Source organism: Sphingomonas sp. R-74633 (assembly GCF_013416555.1).
Classification (GTDB): Bacteria; Pseudomonadota; Alphaproteobacteria; order Sphingomonadales; family Sphingomonadaceae; genus Sphingomonas.
Genome location: NZ_JACCFG010000002.1, coordinates 100,327 through 117,478 on the forward strand (window position 1 = coordinate 100,327; position 17,152 = coordinate 117,478).

The 17,152-nt window shown below is 65.2% G+C and carries 24 protein-coding genes; 1 reads left to right on the forward strand and 23 read right to left on the reverse strand.

What is annotated here, in order from left to right; translation table 11 throughout:
• Positions 1–25: 25 nt before the first annotated feature.
• The 10 genes from HZY97_RS06565 to rplO form a co-directional block, all read right to left on the reverse strand.
• The gene (locus HZY97_RS06565) at positions 26–2,167 is read right to left on the reverse strand and encodes a prolyl oligopeptidase family protein (protein ID WP_180141890.1); all 2,142 of its coding nucleotides are present in this window, start codon (positions 2,165–2,167) and stop codon (positions 26–28) included.
• 309 nt (positions 2,168–2,476) lie between these two features.
• Positions 2,477–2,899, reverse strand: coding sequence for a 50S ribosomal protein L17 (gene rplQ, locus HZY97_RS06570; RefSeq protein WP_180141892.1), 423 nt, complete (start codon positions 2,897–2,899; stop codon positions 2,477–2,479).
• A gap of 117 nt (positions 2,900–3,016) precedes the next feature.
• A complete protein-coding gene (locus HZY97_RS06575; protein WP_180141894.1) occupies positions 3,017–4,087 on the reverse strand; it encodes a DNA-directed RNA polymerase subunit alpha in 1,071 nt (356 codons plus the stop codon).
• 96 nt (positions 4,088–4,183) lie between these two features.
• Complete coding sequence (gene rpsK / locus HZY97_RS06580; protein ID WP_025495450.1) at positions 4,184–4,573, reverse strand: 30S ribosomal protein S11; 390 nt, start codon at positions 4,571–4,573, stop codon at positions 4,184–4,186.
• 14 nt (positions 4,574–4,587) lie between these two features.
• Positions 4,588–4,956 (reverse strand): 30S ribosomal protein S13, encoded by a 369-nt coding sequence (rpsM, locus tag HZY97_RS06585; RefSeq protein ID WP_180141896.1) that lies wholly within the window; start codon positions 4,954–4,956, stop codon positions 4,588–4,590.
• 402 nt (positions 4,957–5,358) lie between these two features.
• Positions 5,359–6,123 carry a response regulator transcription factor gene (locus tag HZY97_RS06590; RefSeq protein ID WP_180141898.1) on the reverse strand — a complete coding sequence of 255 codons (765 nt, stop codon included), beginning with the start codon at positions 6,121–6,123 and terminating at the stop codon, positions 5,359–5,361.
• A gap of 399 nt (positions 6,124–6,522) precedes the next feature.
• On the reverse strand, positions 6,523–7,035 hold the full coding sequence (locus tag HZY97_RS06595; protein ID WP_180141899.1) for an SRPBCC domain-containing protein: 513 nt from the start codon (positions 7,033–7,035) through the stop codon (positions 6,523–6,525).
• 42 nt (positions 7,036–7,077) lie between these two features.
• Positions 7,078–7,731, reverse strand: coding sequence for an adenylate kinase (locus HZY97_RS06600; RefSeq protein ID WP_180141901.1), 654 nt, complete (start codon positions 7,729–7,731; stop codon positions 7,078–7,080).
• Between the two features lie 38 nt (positions 7,732–7,769).
• Entirely contained in the window at positions 7,770–9,128 is a 1,359-nt protein-coding gene (gene secY / locus HZY97_RS06605; RefSeq protein ID WP_180141903.1) for a preprotein translocase subunit SecY, read from the reverse strand.
• A gap of 166 nt (positions 9,129–9,294) precedes the next feature.
• On the reverse strand, positions 9,295–9,846 hold the full coding sequence (rplO, locus tag HZY97_RS06610; protein WP_180141905.1) for a 50S ribosomal protein L15: 552 nt from the start codon (positions 9,844–9,846) through the stop codon (positions 9,295–9,297).
• 170 nt (positions 9,847–10,016) lie between these two features.
• Between rplO and HZY97_RS06615 the strand changes: the two genes are divergently transcribed.
• A complete protein-coding gene (locus HZY97_RS06615) occupies positions 10,017–11,693 on the forward strand; it encodes an ATP-binding protein (RefSeq protein WP_180141907.1) in 1,677 nt (558 codons plus the stop codon).
• A gap of 24 nt (positions 11,694–11,717) precedes the next feature.
• Here HZY97_RS06615 and HZY97_RS06620 read toward each other — a convergent pair whose 3' ends face one another.
• From HZY97_RS06620 to rplP, 13 genes are all read right to left on the reverse strand, one after another.
• A complete protein-coding gene (locus HZY97_RS06620) occupies positions 11,718–12,251 on the reverse strand; it encodes a hypothetical protein (RefSeq protein ID WP_180141910.1) in 534 nt (177 codons plus the stop codon).
• 101 nt (positions 12,252–12,352) lie between these two features.
• Positions 12,353–12,532, reverse strand: coding sequence for a 50S ribosomal protein L30 (rpmD, locus tag HZY97_RS06625; protein WP_044333362.1), 180 nt, complete (start codon positions 12,530–12,532; stop codon positions 12,353–12,355).
• A 5-nt stretch (positions 12,533–12,537) separates the two neighbouring features.
• The gene (gene rpsE, locus HZY97_RS06630; protein ID WP_257214941.1) at positions 12,538–13,266 is read right to left on the reverse strand and encodes a 30S ribosomal protein S5; all 729 of its coding nucleotides are present in this window, start codon (positions 13,264–13,266) and stop codon (positions 12,538–12,540) included.
• A 2-nt stretch (positions 13,267–13,268) separates the two neighbouring features.
• The gene (gene rplR, locus HZY97_RS06635; protein ID WP_180143117.1) at positions 13,269–13,628 is read right to left on the reverse strand and encodes a 50S ribosomal protein L18; all 360 of its coding nucleotides are present in this window, start codon (positions 13,626–13,628) and stop codon (positions 13,269–13,271) included.
• Entirely contained in the window at positions 13,628–14,161 is a 534-nt protein-coding gene (gene rplF, locus HZY97_RS06640) for a 50S ribosomal protein L6 (RefSeq protein ID WP_180141912.1), read from the reverse strand. Before rplF ends, rplR begins: the two co-directional genes overlap by 1 nt.
• The gene (gene rpsH, locus HZY97_RS06645; RefSeq protein ID WP_180141914.1) at positions 14,161–14,556 is read right to left on the reverse strand and encodes a 30S ribosomal protein S8; all 396 of its coding nucleotides are present in this window, start codon (positions 14,554–14,556) and stop codon (positions 14,161–14,163) included. Before rpsH ends, rplF begins: the two co-directional genes overlap by 1 nt.
• Positions 14,557–14,566: 10 nt before the next feature.
• Positions 14,567–14,872 (reverse strand): 30S ribosomal protein S14, encoded by a 306-nt coding sequence (gene rpsN, locus HZY97_RS06650; protein ID WP_180141916.1) that lies wholly within the window; start codon positions 14,870–14,872, stop codon positions 14,567–14,569.
• A gap of 19 nt (positions 14,873–14,891) precedes the next feature.
• Complete coding sequence (rplE, locus tag HZY97_RS06655; protein WP_180141919.1) at positions 14,892–15,473, reverse strand: 50S ribosomal protein L5; 582 nt, start codon at positions 15,471–15,473, stop codon at positions 14,892–14,894.
• A complete protein-coding gene (rplX, locus tag HZY97_RS06660) occupies positions 15,466–15,783 on the reverse strand; it encodes a 50S ribosomal protein L24 (RefSeq protein WP_180141921.1) in 318 nt (105 codons plus the stop codon). Before rplX ends, rplE begins: the two co-directional genes overlap by 8 nt.
• Positions 15,783–16,151 (reverse strand): 50S ribosomal protein L14, encoded by a 369-nt coding sequence (rplN, locus tag HZY97_RS06665; RefSeq protein ID WP_086128650.1) that lies wholly within the window; start codon positions 16,149–16,151, stop codon positions 15,783–15,785. Before rplN ends, rplX begins: the two co-directional genes overlap by 1 nt.
• 62 nt (positions 16,152–16,213) lie before the next feature.
• Positions 16,214–16,486: a 30S ribosomal protein S17 gene (gene rpsQ, locus HZY97_RS06670; RefSeq protein WP_116838634.1), complete on the reverse strand. Its 273-nt coding sequence runs from the start codon at positions 16,484–16,486 to the stop codon at positions 16,214–16,216.
• Between the two features lie 10 nt (positions 16,487–16,496).
• On the reverse strand, positions 16,497–16,712 hold the full coding sequence (rpmC, locus tag HZY97_RS06675; protein ID WP_180141923.1) for a 50S ribosomal protein L29: 216 nt from the start codon (positions 16,710–16,712) through the stop codon (positions 16,497–16,499).
• A 5-nt stretch (positions 16,713–16,717) separates the two neighbouring features.
• Positions 16,718–17,149, reverse strand: a complete 432-nt coding sequence (rplP, locus tag HZY97_RS06680) for a 50S ribosomal protein L16 (protein WP_086128647.1) — start codon at positions 17,147–17,149, stop codon at positions 16,718–16,720.
• Positions 17,150–17,152: the final 3 nt, after the last annotated feature.

The following is a 17,152-nucleotide window of genomic DNA, read 5'->3' on the forward strand; positions in this document are numbered from 1 at the left end:
GACCGAAGAATAGCGCCCGCACGCTTTACTTGCTCTTGATCTCCAGCCCCGTCCACTTCGCTGCGAATGCCCAAAGGTCGGCGGCTTCATCAATGATCTTGTCGGTCGGCTTGCCGGCGCCGTGGCCGGCGCGCGTTTCGATACGGACGAGGTGCGGCTTGTCGCCGATATCGGCGTGCTGGATCGCTGCGGTGTATTTGAAAGTATGCCCCGGCACGACGCGGTCGTCAGTATCCGCCGTGGTCGCCAGGATCGCCGGATAGGCCACGCCCGACTTGATGTTGTGATAGGGCGAATAGGCGTAGAGCGTCTTGAAGTCGGCTTCCTTAGACGGGTAGCCATAGTCATCGACCCAGTAGCGCCCCGCAGTGAACCGGTCGAAGCGCAGCATGTCCATCACGCCCACCGCCGGCAGCGCCGCGGCGAACAGGTCGGGACGCTGGTTGACCACCGCGCCGACCAGCAGCCCGCCGTTCGATCCGCCCTGGATCGCCAGCTGGTCCTTGCCGGTGATCCCTTCCTTGATCAGATACTCGCCAGCCGCGATGAAATCGTCGAACACATTCTGCTTGTTCGCCAGGCGGCCGCCATCGTGCCACGCCTTGCCATATTCGCCGCCGCCGCGAATGTTGGCGAGGACGAACACGCCGCCCTGCTCCAGCCATGCAAGGCGCGAAGAGGAGAAGCTGGGGCCATAGGGCACGTTGAACCCGCCATAGCCCCACAGCAGCGTCGGCGCCGGACCGGTCACGCTCTTCTTGCGGACGATGAACATCGGCACCTTGGTGCCGTCCTTCGAGGCATAGAAGCGCTGCTCGACCTTATAATCCTCGGGCTTGTACAGCAGCTTTGGCGCGGCCCAGGGCGTGCTGGTGCCGGTCGCCATGTCGTAGCGGTAGATCGAGGTCGGTTCGTTGAAGCTGGTATAGGCGTAGAAGGTCTCGGGATCGTCCGGCTCGCCCCCGAAACCGGAGGCGGTGCCCACGCCGGGCAGCTTGACCGGACCGAGCGCGGCGCCGTCCAGCTTGAAGCGGCGCACCTCAGTCTTGGCGTCGACCAGATAGCTCGCCACCAGCGTTCCGCCGACGATCGCCGCGCCCTCGAGCGTGGCCTTGTCTTCCGGTACGAGATCCGTTGCCGCCGGGCTCGCCGCCGCCACGTCCATCGTCACGATCTTGAGCCTGGGCGCGCCCTTGTTGGTCACCCAGTAGAATTTGGTGCCGACATTGCCGGCCAGGCCCCAGCTATTCTCCAGCCCCGCGACGATCGTGCGCGGCTTGATCGCCGGCGCGGTGAGGTCGATCAGCGTGATCTGGTAGCGATCGTCGGTGCCTTCGCTGGTGGTGATCACCATCCAGTGCCCGTCATCGGTGACCTGGGCATAGTGACTCCACTTTGGGTGGTCCGGCGTCTCGTAGATCAGCTTGTCTTCGCTCTCGGCGGTGCCGAGCTTATGGAAGAAGACCTTGTGGTTCTCGTTGAGCGCCTGGAACTTGGCGTCCGCCGCGACATCCGGATAGCGCGAATAGAAAAAGCCGCTGCCGTCCTTGGCCCAAGCCGCGCTCAGCGTGAACTTCATGCCGTGGACGATGTCGCCGGTGTCCTTGCCGGTGGCGACGTCGAGCACCTTGGCGAAGCGCCAGTCGGTGCCCCCGTCCTGCACGGCGTAGAGCAGATGCTTGCCGTCTTCGGAGGGCGCCCATTCGGAGAGCGCCGTCGCGCCGTCCTTCGACCAGCCATTGGGATCGATCAGCACCCGGCCCTCGCCGGCGAGCGTGTCGCGGACGAAGAGCACCGCCTGGTTCTGCAGGCCGGAGTTGTGCATGTAGAAATAGCGGCCGCCCTTCTTCTGGGGCACGCCGAAGCGCTCATAGTCGAACAGCTGCTTGATCCGCGCCTTGAACCAGTCGCGGCCGGGCAGCGTCGCGAGATAGGCGCCGGTCACCTTGTTCTCGGCATCGACCCAGGCGGCGACTTCCTTGTCGTTGCGTACGTCATTCTCGAGCCAGCGATAGGGATCGGCGACCTTCACCCCGAACTGCTCGTCCACCACGTCGACGCGGCGGGTTTCGGGGTAGCTGAGCTTGGTCACTTGCGTCTCCGGCTGGGTCTGGGCGAATGCGGGGGTGGTGGCGAGGAGCAGCGGCAAAATCAGAGAGCGGCGCATGGTGCCTCCGAAGAGAGGGGAATGCGCCAACTCTATCGCCGCTGCCCGGCGGCACAAGGTCGGGTCTGCGGTGTCAGGCGAAACCGGTGCCCGAGGTTGCGGAGATGGCCCAGATCAATGCTGTGAGCGGTGCGAGCGCCATGCCGGCCGACAGCCAGGGGGTGAGGTTGGATTGGTGGTTCCTGTTCATACCAGGAAGGTGGGGATCGGAACGGCTGCGGAAGAGTGCAGGAAATCTTTCAGCCCCGAAACGAAAAGGGCGGCCGCACCGTGGTGCGACCGCCCTTCCCTATCTGGTTCTGAGACCGATCAGGCTGCGACGTCGAAGTCGTCGTCACCCATCACCGGGCCCGAATCCTGGCCCTTGGCCGAGACGTCGCGGTCGACGAACTCGATGATCGCCATCGGCGAGGCGTCCGAAGCGCGCGGGCCGGTCTTGATGATGCGGGTATAGCCACCGTTGCGGTCGGCGTAGCGGGTCGCCAGCACGTCGAACAGCTTCACCAGCTGGGCGTCGTCGAGGAGACGGGCATGCGCCAGGCGGCGGTTCGAAAGGCCACCCTTCTTAGCGAGGGTGATCAGCTTCTCCACATACGGACGAAGCTCCTTCGCCTTGGCGACGGTGGTGGTGATCTGCTCATGCTTGATGAGCGCGGCGCTCATGTTGCGGAACAGAGCAATGCGGTGGGCCGAGGTCCGCTGAAGCTTACGGCCGCCTACGCGATGGCGCATGATTTCTTCCTTCGTTCGTTAGGGGGCCGTTTCAGGTACCCCATACCCGGCAGCATTCGAGGCAGCTGCCCTTTGCCTTCAAATTCCTCCCCGAGCGAACCCGGGGAGGAAGAATGATCAGCCCATGATCTCTTGTTCGAGCTTCTTGGCCATCTCTTCGATGTTCTCGGGCGGCCAGCCCGGGATTTCCATCCCGAGGCGGAGACCCATGCTCGAGAGCACTTCCTTGATCTCGTTGAGCGACTTGCGGCCGAAGTTCGGCGTGCGCAGCATCTCGGCTTCGGTCTTCTGAACCAGATCGCCGATGTAGATGATGTTGTCGTTCTTGAGGCAGTTGGCCGAACGGACCGAGAGCTCGAGCTCGTCGACCTTCTTCAGCAGGTAGCGGTTGATCTGCGACGCGTCGCCCGAGCCGGTTTCCGCAGCGCCGGCAGCCGGAGCCGCCATGCCGATCGGAGCCGAACGGGTGATCGCCGAATCGTCGAAGTGGACGAACAGCGCGAGCTGGTCCTGGAGGATGCGTGCGGCATAGGCCACGGCGTCTTCCGGGGTGATCGTGCCGTCGGTCTCGACCGAAAGCGTGAGCTTGTCGTAATCGAGCTCCTGTCCGACGCGGGTGTTTTCCACCTTGTACGACACCTGGCGAACCGGGCTGTACAGCGCGTCGATCGGGATCAGGCCGATCGGGGCATCCGCCGGACGGTTCGACGCGGCGGGGACATAGCCCTTACCGGTGTCGGCGGTCAGCTCCATGTTGAGCGTCGCACCATCGTCCAGGTGGCAGAGCACGAGATCGGGGTTCATCACCTCGATATCGCCCGACACGGCGATGTCGCCGGCCTTCACTTCAGCCGGGCCGGTGGCCGCGAGCTGGAGACGCTTCGGGCCTTCGCCCTGCATCTTGAGTGCGATCTGCTTCACGTTGAGGACGATGTCCGTCACGTCCTCGCGAACGCCTGCCAGCGAGCTGAACTCGTGGAGGACGTTCTCGATCTTGATCGAAGTGACCGCGGCACCCTGCAGCGACGAGAGCAGCACGCGGCGCAGCGCGTTGCCGAGCGTCAGGCCGAAGCCGCGCTCGAGCGGCTCCGCCACGAAGGTCGACTTGCGCTTGGGATCGCCACCGGGCTTCTTCTCGAGGCCGTTGGGCTTCTTGAGTTCCTGCCAGTTCTTAGCGTTGACCGACACGGGCTTTCCTCATGTTGGGCGGGATTTGAGGCGATCCCGCCAGGTAATAACTGCAAGACCGCGGACCCGCCTCAGGGTCCGCGGTGCAAGCAGGATTTAGACGCGACGACGCTTCGACGGACGGACGCCGTTGTGCGGGATCGAGGTCACGTCGCGGATCGACGTGATCTGGAAACCGACCGCCTGCAGCGCGCGGAGCGCCGACTCGCGGCCCGAACCCGGACCCTTCACTTCCACCTCAAGGGTGCGCACGCCGTGCTCGGCAGCCTTGCGGCCTGCGTCTTCGGCGGCGACCTGGGCTGCGTACGGGGTCGACTTGCGCGAGCCCTTGAAGCCCATCATGCCGGCCGACGACCACGAAATGGCGTTGCCCTGGGCATCGGTGATGGTGATCATCGTGTTGTTGAAGCTGGCGTTCACATGGGCGACGCCGGCGGTGATGTTCTTGCGCTCGCGACGGCGAATGCGCTGCGGTTCACGTGCCATTGGTCAGCGCTCCCTTACTTCTTCTTGCCGGCGATGGGCTTGGCCTTGCCCTTGCGGGTGCGCGCATTGGTATGCGTGCGCTGGCCGCGGACTGGCAGGCCCTTACGGTGGCGAAGGCCACGGTAGCAGGCGAGATCCATCAGACGCTTGATGTTCATCGCGGTCTGGCGACGAAGGTCGCCTTCCACGGTGTAACCGGCGTCGATCGCTTCGCGGATCTGCAGGACTTCCTGGTCCGACAGGTCCTGGACACGGCGCTCAGGCGCGATGTTCAGCTTGGCGGTGATCTCCTGGGCCTTGGTCGCACCAATGCCGTGGATGTACTGGAGCGCGATGACGACGCGCTTGTTGGTCGGGATGTTTACACCCGCAATACGAGCCATGAAATTTATTCTCCCAGCTCCACGGGACGCCGCATGGCAGCTCGCGTCCCATCTCGTAGCGTTGATTCCGAAATGCAGTGGCACGACGAGCGCATAAGAACGCCGCCGCAATACCGGTTTCGGAAGAAGCGCGACATATGCGTCCGCCGGCACTGAGTCAAGCGCCGCGGCCAGGCATTTGCCGGAAAGCACTTCATACACCATCCGAAGGCCGCCGCCAAGCGGAGCAGCCCTGCCGCAGCCCCGGCCCGGGACATTCAACTGGCCGGTTGAGCGATTCGTTGATTCCGTTGACTCTCCCTTCGCGTGAGGGCCGCGGGGTCATGCTTTCGGGTGACGGTCGCGGCCGTGCCCAAGGGTCAGGAAAACAGACGAAATCCTACATTGCAAGGCCTGGGCGCCCTACCCCTCCGCCGAAAGCCGGTAGCCGGCCCCGCGCACCGTGTGAAGGATCGGCGCGTCGCCCTCCTCGAGCTTGCGGCGCAGGCGGCCGATATGGACGTCGACCACGTTCGAGCCGGGATCGAAGCGGCAATTCCAGACATGCTCGAGCATCATCGTGCGGGTGACGACTTCGCCGGCATGGCGGGCGAGATATTCGAGCAGGTGGAATTCGCGCGCGACCAGCGGCACCGCGCGCCCTGCCCGTGTGACCGTGCGGCCGAGCAGGTCGATCTCGAGATCGCCCACAACCAGCCGCGTCGCGGCCAGTTCGGTGGCGCTGCGTTCGGCCCGGCGGAGCAGCGCGGCGATGCGGGCGCGCAGCTCGGCCAGCGAGAAGGGCTTGGCGAGATAGTCGTCGGCGCCGGCGGTGAGCCCGGTGACCTTGTCGTCGACCGTGCCGAGTGCGGAAAGCATGATCGCCGGCGTGCGCAGGCCCTGCGCGCGGAGCTGGCCGAGCAGCGACAGGCCGTCGAGCCCGGGCAGCATGCGATCGAGGATCCACAGGTCGAAATCGCCCTGCGCCGCCAAGTCGAACCCGAGGCGGCCATCGGCGCAGGTCTCCGCATCGAGCCCGGCAGCGCCGAGCCCCTGCAGCACGAAGTCCGCGGAGGCGGGGTCATCCTCGACGATCAGGATCCGGGGAGAGGGTCGGCCGGCGAACAAGGGGGTGTCCGCCGGCCGTTGCGTCGATGCCAGGGCAGCACCGGCGACTTCAGGTCGCATGCCGCTTACCTTGCGCTCTTCCCGGCGGGCTCTGCTGGCGCAGGGGCACTGGCCAGGCTGTGAGCCGAAGCTTCGATCGCGGGGGCGGCGATCGGAGCTGGAGCCGGGAAGAGCAACGGGGCAAGCCGCATGCTGAAGACCTCTAATCCGCAGCCGGCGTTGCTGCCGGCTACAGGCGCCTGATAGCCGGAGGTGGTGCCGCAGGCGGTGACCGGGGCATGACAAAAAGGTAATGTTGCGGAGAGCCAAATTCCTCCCCGAGCTCGCCTCGGGGAGGGGGACCGCCGCGAAGCGGTGGTGGAGGGGTAAGATGGGTACCGGCGCTGTGCGCCAGCCCCTCCACCATTCGCTACGCGAACGGTCCCCCTCCCCCAGCAAGCTGGGGGAGGAATTTATGGGTCAGCGCTCCGCCGCTGCCTTGAGCCTGGCGACCTGCTCGCCGAGCACGCCATCGACCGGGGCGGCGATCTGGCCGAGGCCGGGGGCGCCGGCCACGGCATAGGTTATGGTGAGCGCGGTGGTCTTGCCGTCCGCGGCGGGCGTGAGGGTGAAGGTCATCACGCCGCTGGCGGGGAAGCTTTGGAGCGGGCCGAGCGTGCCGGTGAGGCGCAGCATCTTGTGCGGCTGCACGAAGACCACGCGCATATGCTCGACTCCGCCACCACCAGGCAGCTTCTCGCACCAGCAACCGCCGGGACGCGGATCGAGACTGAGGTTAGCGGCGTCGCCCGACCAGCTATGCGCGCTGCTCCACCAGCTGCCCGGCGCGACCAGCGCGGCCCAGAGCTTCTCCGGCGGTGCGGCGACGGTCACCTTCTCGGTGACGGTGAAGCTGGTTTCGGTGGATGCAGTGACTTCCGCCGCGGCGGGCGCCGCCAGCGTGAGAGCCAGTCCGATCAATATGAAGTGCATTGGATCCTCCCCCAGGCCCGAGCCCGAGGGAGGATAATCCGATCAGGCCTTGCCGTCGAGGATCGCGTCGATCTGCGCGCCGACCTCGGCGATGTCGGCCATGCCGTCCACCGCGCGCACCAGGCCCTTGGCCTCGTAGATCGGCAGGATCGGCGCGGTCTTGGCGCGATATTCGGCCATGCGGGTGCGCACGGTCTCTTCATTATCGTCCGGGCGGCGCTTGAACTCGTGATGCCCGCAGACGTCGCACGTGCCCTCGACCTTGGGCAGCTTGAACTTGTCGTGATAGCCGGCACCGCAATTGGCGCAGGTGAAGCGGCCGGTGATGCGCTCGACCAGCGCATCCTCGTCGACGACGAGCTCGATCACGAAGTCGAGCGCGCGGTCGTGCTCCTCGAGGATCTCGTCGAGCGATTCGGCCTGCGGCGCGGTGCGCGGGTAGCCGTCGAAGATCGTGCCCTGGTCTTCCGAGAGCGTCCCCAGCTTCTCGTCGATCAGCGCGGAGACGATCTCGTCCGAAACCAGCGCGCCGGAGTCCATCACTTCGGCAACCTGGTGGCCGAGCGGCGTATCCGCCTTGCGCGCGGCCCGCAGCATGTCGCCCGTCGAGAGCTGGACCATACCGCGATCCGCCTCGAGCCGACTGGCCTGGGTGCCCTTGCCGGCTCCCGGCGGGCCCAACAGGATGATGTTCACTAAGCCTATCCCCTCAGTTTCGGCTATGTAGGCCGCGCTTAACGCGCGCGGCCCTTCAGCTTCGCCTTCTTGATCAGGTCGCCATACTGGTGCGCCAGCAGATGCGACTGGATCTGGGTCACCGTGTCCATCGTCACGTTGACGACGATGAGCAGGCTGGTGCCGCCCATCAGGAACGGAACGCTCATCGACGAGAACACTGCTTCGGGAACGAGGCAGATGACCATCAGATAGGCGGCGCCGATCACGGTGATGCGGGTGAGCACATAATCGAAATAGAGCTCGGTGTTCTTGCCCGGGCGGATGCCGGGGATGAACCCGCCATAGCGCTTCAGATTCTCGGCGGTCTCTTCCGGATTGAACACCACCGCGGTGTAGAAGAACGAGAAGAACAGGATGCCGGCGCCGTAGAGCGTCATGTACACCGGCGAGCCGTGGCGCAGCCAGGTGTTCAGGTTGATCACCAGATCGCTCCACCAGTTCTCGCCTGCGGTCATGTTGCCGGCGAACTGGGTGACCGTCAGCGGCAGCAGCAGCAGCGACGAGGCGAAGATCGGCGGGATCACGCCGGCGGTGTTGAGCTTGAGCGGCAGATGGCTGCGCTCAGCCTGCACCCCGCGCGCGGTCTGGCGCTTGGGATACTGGATCAGGATGCGGCGCTGGGCACGCTCCATGAAGCAGATGAACAGGACGAGCACGGCGACGCCCACTGCAATGGCGACGAGGGTGAACCACTCGCCGCGCGTACGGCCGCCTTCGAACAGCTGGGCCAGCGTGATCGGCAGGCGGGCGACGATGCCGGCCATGATGATCAGCGAGATGCCGTTGCCGATGCCGCGATTGGTGATCTGCTCACCGATCCACATCAGGAACATCGTGCCGCCGACAAGGCTGACCACCGCGCCGATGCGGAAGATCATGCCCGGCTCGACGACCGGCTGCAGGCCCTGCGACGCCCCAAACGTCTCGAGGCCGACGGCGATGAAGTAACCCTGGACCGCGGTCAGCGCGACCGTGCCGTAGCGGGTATATTGGTTCAGCCGCTTGCGGCCGCTCTCGCCTTCCTTCTTGATCGCGTTGAGCTGCGGCGACAGCGACGTCGCGAGCTGCACCACGATCGAGGCGGTGATGTAGGGCATCACGCCGAGCGCGACGATCGACATGCGGTTGAGCGCGCCGCCGGTGAAGTTGTTGAAGAAGTCGAGCACGCCGCCCGCGGTCTGCTGCGCGAGCAGGTTCAGCTGGGTGGGATCGACGCCCGGAAGCGGCACGTAGCTCAGCATGCGGAAGACGATCAGCGCGCCGAGGGTGAACCATAGACGCTTCTTGAGATCGGTAGCCTTGGCGAACTTCGCCAGGTTGATGCTGGAAGCAAGTTGATCGGAGGCGGAGGCCATGTGTTTTTAGGTCCCGGAAACAGAAACGGCGGATGAGCGTTTCCGCCCCCCGCCGTTCATATAGGGTGTCCAACCCTTTGAGCAATCTGTTCCCCGGCCAAGGCTGGGGACAGTTGCGGAACGGCGCTGTACGGGTCCCCCGGCCGGAGCCGGGGGGTAAGCCGAATTACGCCTTTGCGGCAGCCTTCTTGGCTTCCTTGTCCGCAGCGCGGGCCTTCTGCACGACGCGGTGCTTGGCCTTGGCCTTCTCGGCGGCCGGCACGACCTCGGGGATCGTCACGGTGCCGCCAGCCTTCTCGACCGCTTCGATCGCGCTCTTCGAGGCGCCGGCAACGGTGAAGTTCAGCTTGGCCTTGAGCTCGCCCTTGGCGAGGAGGCGGACGCCGTCCTTGCCGCCACGGGTCAGGCCGGCAGCGTTCAGCGCGGCCTGGTCGAGGTCAGTCGCGGTCAGCTTGCCCGAATCGATCGCCTTCTGGATCGCGCCGAGGTTCACCTCGGAATAGTCCTTGGCGAAGATGTTGTTGAAGCCGCGCTTCGGGATACGCATGTGGAGCGGCATCTGGCCGCCCTCGAACCCGTTGATCGACACGCCTTCACGGCTCTTCTGGCCCTTCTGGCCACGGCCGGCGGTCTTGCCCTTGCCCGAGCCGATGCCGCGTCCGACGCGGATCTTGCGGTGGCGGGCGCCCTGGTTGTCGGTGAGTTCGTTAAGCTTCATGGTCGTGCACTCGCTTTCGCTTTTGTCGCGCGTTGAAAGGAAGCGGGGCCCATAGCGACGCCACCGGGCTTTGTCACCCCTGTTTTCATGCAGAGTGCGGAGTGCCCGGCGCCACCCCCGTAGAAGTTCGCACTTGCCGTGCTTCGGAAAGCTGCGCAACGGCGCAGATGATGAAGACTTTCTGGGCCATATTGCGTCAGCCTGCAGCGCGGATCGTGGTCGCGGCCGCGCTGTTCTTCGTCGTCACCGCCTGGGTCGCGGTGATCTGGCAGATCAAGGAAGACCGGGCCACCGCGCTCCAGTCCGCCTCGCGCGAGAACCGCAACCGCGTCGTCGCCTTCGAACAATATGTGCGGCGCACGCTCGAACTGGCGGACCTGGCGACCGACTATCTCGGCGAGCATTATGGCCGGCTGGTCGATCAGGGCAACCGCACCGAGCCGCGGCTGATCACCCTGCCCTCCTATTTCCAGCCGATGATCACCGGCGCGGAGATCGCCGACCGCAACGGCAATGTCCGCTTCACCACCAAGCAGCTCGGCCCGATCAATGTGAAGAAGGCCCGGGTGTTCCGCGAGCTGGAGAATTCCCCCGGGATCGCGCGCGCCATCTCCAATCCCAACCCGTCGCTCGACAACAAGGGCGCGGTGCTGCTGGTCGCGCGTTCGTGGCGCGACAAGCAGGGCAAGTTCGCCGGGGCGGTGGCGGTGGATATCCCGACCGACCGCTTCGTCGATTTCAACGCCGGCCTGCGCTACCGGCCCGACGACCTGATCTCGATCATCTCGCTGCGCGGCATGACGCTGGCGCGGCGCGAAGGCGCAGTGGTGAGCTGGGGGCAGGACCTGAAGAACACCGAGGTGATGAAACGCCAGATGGCCGATCCCAACGGCGAATATTGGGGGCCCAGCGCGATCGACGGCAAGCGCCGGCTGTTCAGCCACCAGCGGCTGGCCGCCTATCCGATCTTCGTCACCTCGGGCATCGGCGAGAGCGATATCTTCGGCCCGGCACGGCAACGCGCGAACTGGTTCCTGATCCTGGCGGCGGCGTTGACCCTGGTGGTGGGCGCGCTGCTCACGCTCTATTTCCGCCATGTCCACAACCAGCAGCAGGCGCAGCGCCGCTTCGACGTGATCCGCGACGAATTCGCCCATTCGGCCCGCGTTTCCTCGCTGAGCGAGATGGCCGGCGGGCTGGCGCATGAGCTCAACCAGCCTCTGGCCGCGGCATCCAACTTCCTCGCGGTGGGCGGGCTGCTCCTCAAGAGCGAAGGCTCGCGCGAGGCCGCCGAGGCGCAGATCCAGCAGGCCCGCGGCCAGATCGCGCGCGCCGGCGACATCATCCGCCGCATCCGCGACTATCTGGCCAAGGGCAGCGCCGAGATGCGCGTCGAGCCGATCGACGCCGTGATCCACGATGCGATCGAGCTGGCGCGCGGCGCCAAGGTCGCCCCATCGGCGCGGATCACCTATTTTGCGATACAGCCGCCCGCGCGCGCGCTGATCGACCGGATCCAGATCCAGCAGGTGCTGGTCAACCTGATCCGCAATGCCGAGGAAGCGATGGCCGGCCTGCCGCCCGAGCAGCGCGCGATCCGGATCGTCGCCCGGATCGTGTCGGACGAGTTCCTCGGGATCAGCGTCGAGGATACCGGCCCCGGCTTCCCCGATGCCGTGTTCAGCCAGATCAACATGCCCTTCATCTCGACCAAGGCCGCGCAGGGCCTGGGGATCGGACTGTCGATCTGCCGCAGCATCGTCGAGGCGCATGACGGAGAATTGAAGGCGGAGAATCTCGCCCATGGCGCGATGGTGTGCTTCACCGTGCTGCGCGCCGAGGGCTGACCCGGCACGGCAGCGAGCAGGACGTCAGGGCTTGCGGCCACGCATCTGCACGAAGCAGATCACCGGACCGTAATGCGGTACCGTGTTCTCCCCCGCGTCGAGCGTCTTGAAATCCGGCCTCGGCTTGTCGACGCCCGGTATGTCGCCTTCCTTCCAGTCGCGGACATAGGCCTGGAGGAACCCGCAGGATCGCGCGACTGCCACGAGCGGCGAAAGCGCGGCCATGGTCCCGATCAAGAGCACGCTCGTCGGCGCTGCCCGCATTACTATCGGTTCCCGATCGCAGGTCGCGCGCAGCGCCTCGCCCGCATGATAGAAGCTGACGCCTGAAACATAGGGCGCGCGGCCGCCCAGCGCCGCCTCCACCCGATCCTCGCTCCAACCGGCAGGCAGGGTGAACCGCAAAACGGTCTCCTCCCCCGCCCGGCCCGCGCAGTGCCGGGCCCAGCCCTCCTTGCGCGCCGTCTGCTCGGCCAGCGCAATCTGGGGAGCCATGCCCGTCACTTCGACTGCGATGGGCTCCGGCGGCGTCACGAGAAGCGAAAGCGCGAGCAACATATTCACCTCCTTCTGCCGGGAGCTTACTGTGCCGAGCGGGCAAACGAAAAGGGGCGACAGTCGCCTGTCGCCCCTTTCCTATCTTGCCAGATGTCGAAGGCTTAGCCCTCGAGCACCTTCACCATGTGCGGCAGCTTGCGGATCATGCCACGGACTTCCGGGCTGTCCTCGAGCTCGCTGACCTTGTGCATCTTGTTGAGGCCCAGGCCGATCAGCGTTGCGCGCTGATCCTTGGTGCGACGGATCGGCGAACCGATCTGCTGGATCTTGATCTTCGCCATGTCGCTTACTCCGCGATCGCGGCTGCATCCGCCTCGGCGGTCTGCGAACCACCGCGGCCGAGCAGGTCGGCGATCTTCTTGCCGCGCCGCTGGGCGACCGACTTCGGCGAAGTCTGGTCGTTCAGCGCCTCGAAGGTGGCGCGGATCATGTTGTAGGGGTTCGACGTGCCGACCGACTTGGTCACGACGTCGGCAACGCCCAGGCTCTCGAAGATGGCGCGCATCGGGCCACCTGCGATGATGCCCGTGCCCTGCGGCGCCGAACGGATGGTCACGCGGCCTGCGCCGAAATGGCCATTGCCGTCATGGTGCAGCGTGCGGCCTTCCTTGAGCGGAATGCGGACCATTGCCTTCTTGGCAGCCGCAGTCGCCTTCGAGATGGCTTCCGGCACTTCGCGTGCCTTGCCATGGCCGAAGCCTGCACGGCCCTTGCCGTCGCCCACGACGACCAGCGCCGCGAAGCCGAAGCGCTTGCCGCCCTTCACCGTCTTCGAGACGCGGTTGATGTGGACCAGCTTCTCGATCAGCTCTTCGCCGCCGTCATCCTGGGCACCGCCACGACGATCGTCGCGACGACCACGGTTGCCGTCACGGCCGCCACGGTTGTTGCCACCGCCGCCCGGACCACCACGGCCACGGCCACGGCCACGACCCTGCTGCTCCTGGGGAGCGCCGGCGCCCTGAGCTTCGAAGCCCGCGCCCTCTGCGGGCGCCTGGTTGTTTTCGTCAGCCATTCTCAGAACTCCAGCCCGCTCTCACGAGCGGCATCGGCCAGCGCCTTGACGCGGCCATGATAGAGGAAGCCACCGCGGTCGAAGACGACCTGCGTGACGCCGGCGGCCTTGGCGGCCTCGGCAACGCGCTTGCCAACTTCCTGCGCAGCCTCGATGGTCGCGCCGGTCTTGCCGCGCACGTCCTTCTCGAGGGTGGAAGCCGCTGCGACGGTCTTGCCAGCGGCATCGTCGATCACCTGGGCATAGATATGCTTGCCCGAGCGATGGATCGAAAGACGCGGACGACCACCGGCACGCGCACGAAGCGCAGAACGGTTGCGGCGGCGACGCTTCTCGAAAAGCGAGAGACCCTTGGTGCTGATCACTTCTTCTTCCCTTCCTTACGGAAGATGAACTCGCCGTCGTACTTGATGCCCTTGCCCTTGTACGGCTCAGGCTTGCGCCAGCGGCGAATCTCGGCCGCAATCTGGCCGACCTTCTGCTTGTCGATCCCCGAGATCTCGACCGTGGTCTGATCGGGGGTCTTGATCTCGATGCCTTCCGGCACGTCGATGTTCACGTCGTGCGAATAGCCGAGCTGGAGCTTGAGCACCTTGCCCTGCGACGCTGCACGATAGCCGACGCCGGTGATCAGGAGCTTCTTGGTGAAGCCCTCGGTCACGCCGGTGATCAGGTTCTGCACGAGCGTGCGCTGCATGCCCCAGAAGGCGCGCGCGCCCTTGGTCTCGTTGGCCGGCTGCACCGAGATGCTGCCGTCTTCGAGCGTGTAGCTGATCTCGTCGCGCAGGTTAAGCGACAGGGTGCCCTTGGGCCCCTTGACGCTCAGCACGCGGCCATCGATCGAGGCGGTGACGCCTGCCGGTACGGGGACCGGCTTCTTGCCGATGCGGCTCATCAGAACACCTCCGCGAGCACTTCGCCGCCGACATTCTGCTCACGCGCTTCCGCGTCGGACAGAACGCCACGAGGCGTCGAGACGATGGTGATGCCCAGGCCGTTGCGGATACGCGGAAGCTCCTGCGAGCCCGAATAGACGCGGCGGCCCGGCTTCGAGATGCGCGCGACGTGCTTGATCGCCGGCTGGCCCTCGAAATACTTCAGTTCGATGCGGATGCCCGCAGCGGGGCCCATCTGCTCTTCGCTGTAGCCACGGATGTAGCCTTCGCGCTGGAGCACATCGAGAACGCGCGCACGCAGCTTGCTCGCCGGCGTAAGGACGGAGTCCTTGCGGGCGCGCTGGCCGTTGCGGATGCGGGTGAGCATATCACCCAGGGGATCGGTCAAAGCCATCTCGTAGTCCTTACCAGCTCGACTTGGTGACGCCGGGGATCAGTCCCTTGTTGGACAGATCACGCAGAATCACGCGTGCGAGGCGGAACTTGCGGTAATAGCCGCGCGGGCGGCCGGTCAGCTCGCACCGGTTACGGATGCGGGTCGGGTTACCGTTGCGCGGGATTTCCGCCATCTTGAGACGCGCGATGAGACGCTCGGTCTCATCGAGGCTCTCGTCGTTCGCGATCGCCTTCAGCTTCGCATACTTGCCGGCGTACTTCTTCACCAGCTGCTTGCGACGCTCGTTCTTATTGATGGAACTCAGTTTCGCCATGACTTAAGTTCTCTTTCCTTTACGCGGCCTTGGCTTCGCCGTCCGCATCGAGCGGGAACGGGAAGCCGAAGAGACGGAGAAGCTCGCGAGCTTCGTCGTCGGTCTTCGCGGTGGTGGTCACGATCACGTCCATGCCGCGCACCTTGTCGATGCGGTCATAGTTGATCTCGGGGAATACGAGCTGCTCCTTCAGGCCGCAGGCATAGTTGCCACGGCCGTCGAAGCTCTTCGGGTTCAGCCCACGGAAATCGCGAACGCGCGGGAGCGCGATCGTGATGAAACGGTCGAGGAACTCGTACATGCGCTCGCGGCGAAGGGTGACCTTCGCGCCGATCGGCATGCCCTCGCGCAGCTTGAACTGCGCGATCGACTTCTTCGCCTTGGTGATCACGGGCTTCTGGCCGGCAATCAGTTCCATTTCAGAAGCGGCCTGCTCGACCTTCTTCTTGTCCTGGGTTGCTTCGCCGACGCCCATGTTGAGCACGATCTTCTCGATCTTCGGCACTTCCATGACGTTCTTATAACCGAACTTCTCGGTCATCGCCTTGGCGATCTGCTCGTCATAGAGCTTGCGCATGCGCGGCGTGTAGGAATCAGCCATTGATGACCTCCCCGGTCTTGACGGCGACACGGACCTTCTTGCCGTCACGCTCTTCGAAGCGCACGCGGGTGGCCTTGCCGTCCTTGGTCACATGCGCGACCTTCGAGATTGCCATCGGCGCTTCCGAACGCTCGAGACCGCCCTGCGGGTTGGTCTGCGAAGCCTTGCGGTGACGCACGGCGATGTTGACGCCCGACACGACGACCTTGCCGTCCTTCGGAAGCGACTTGACGACCTCACCGGTCCGTCCCTTGTCCTTGCCGGACAGGACGATGACCTGGTCGCCCTTCTTGATCTTGGCAGCAGCCATCACAGCACCTCGGGGGCGAGCGAAATGATCTTCATGAAGCCCTTCGAGCGCAGCTCGCGGACCACCGGGCCAAAGATACGGGTGCCGATCGGCTCCTCGTTCTTGTTGACCAGGACGGCAGCATTGCCGTCGAAGCGAATCACCGAGCCATCGGCGCGGCGGACGTCCTTGGCGGTGCGGACGATGACGGCACGGTGCACGTCACCCTTCTTCACCTTGCCGCGGGGAGCAGCTTCCTTGATGCTGACGACGATGACGTCGCCCACGGAGGCGAAGCGACGCTTCGATCCGCCCAGCACCTTGATGCACTGCACCCGCTTCGCGCCGCTGTTGTCAGCGACGTCGAGATTGGACTGCATCTGGATCATCGATCCGGTTCCTTCTCGTTCGGCCTACCGAGACAATGCCCGGCGGTTCCAGTTGAAAACTCTTAGGCGGCTGCGTCCGACTTGGCCGGGGTCGCGTGGGTGTTCACCCGCTCGATCACCTTCCAGGTCTTCAGCTTGGAAATCGGCGCAGTCTCTTCGATGCGCACGGTCTCGCCGGCCTTGTACTCATTGCCCTCATCATGGGCATGATACTTCTTCGAGCGACGGATGATCTTGCCGTAGAGCGGGTGCTTAACCTTACGCTCCACCAGCACGACGACCGTCTTGTCGCCCTTGTCGGAAACCACGTTCCCGGTCAGCACGCGCTTCGGCATGGTCTCTTCCTTACTTCGCAGCCGAGCGCGAGCGCTCGTTCTGCAGCGTCTTGATGCGGGCGATGTCCTTGCGGACCTGCGTCACGCGGGCCGGCTTCTCGAGCTGGCTCGTCGCGGCCTGGAAACGCAGATTGAACGCCTCGCGCTTGAGGTTGCCCAGCTCGTCGGAGAGCTGGTCGTCGTTCTTCGTGCGAAGATCCTCGCGACGGTTCTTGAGAATGCTCATCTTGTTCAACCCTCCAGGTGCGAGGTGTCGCCGAGGCGAGCCACGACCTTGACCTTGATCGGCAGCTTCATCGCTGCGCGCTCAAAAGCTTCCGCCGCGAGCGGGCCGGGAACGCCGTCCAGCTCGAACAGGATGCGGCCCGGCTTGACGCGGGCGACCCAGAATTCCGGCGAGCCCTTGCCCGAGCCCATGCGGACTTCAGCAGGCTTCGACGAAACCGGCACGTCCGGGAAGATGCGGATCCACAAACGGCCCTGACGCTTGATGTGACGCGTGATCGCGCGGCGAGCCGCCTCGATCTGGCGCGCGGTGATCCGCTCGGGCTCCATTGCCTTCAGGCCGTACGAGCCGAAGTTGAGCGCAGTGCCACCCTTGGCGTCGCCATGGATGCGGCCCTTGAAGGCCTTGCGGAACTTGGTGCGCTTCGGTTGCAGCATTTC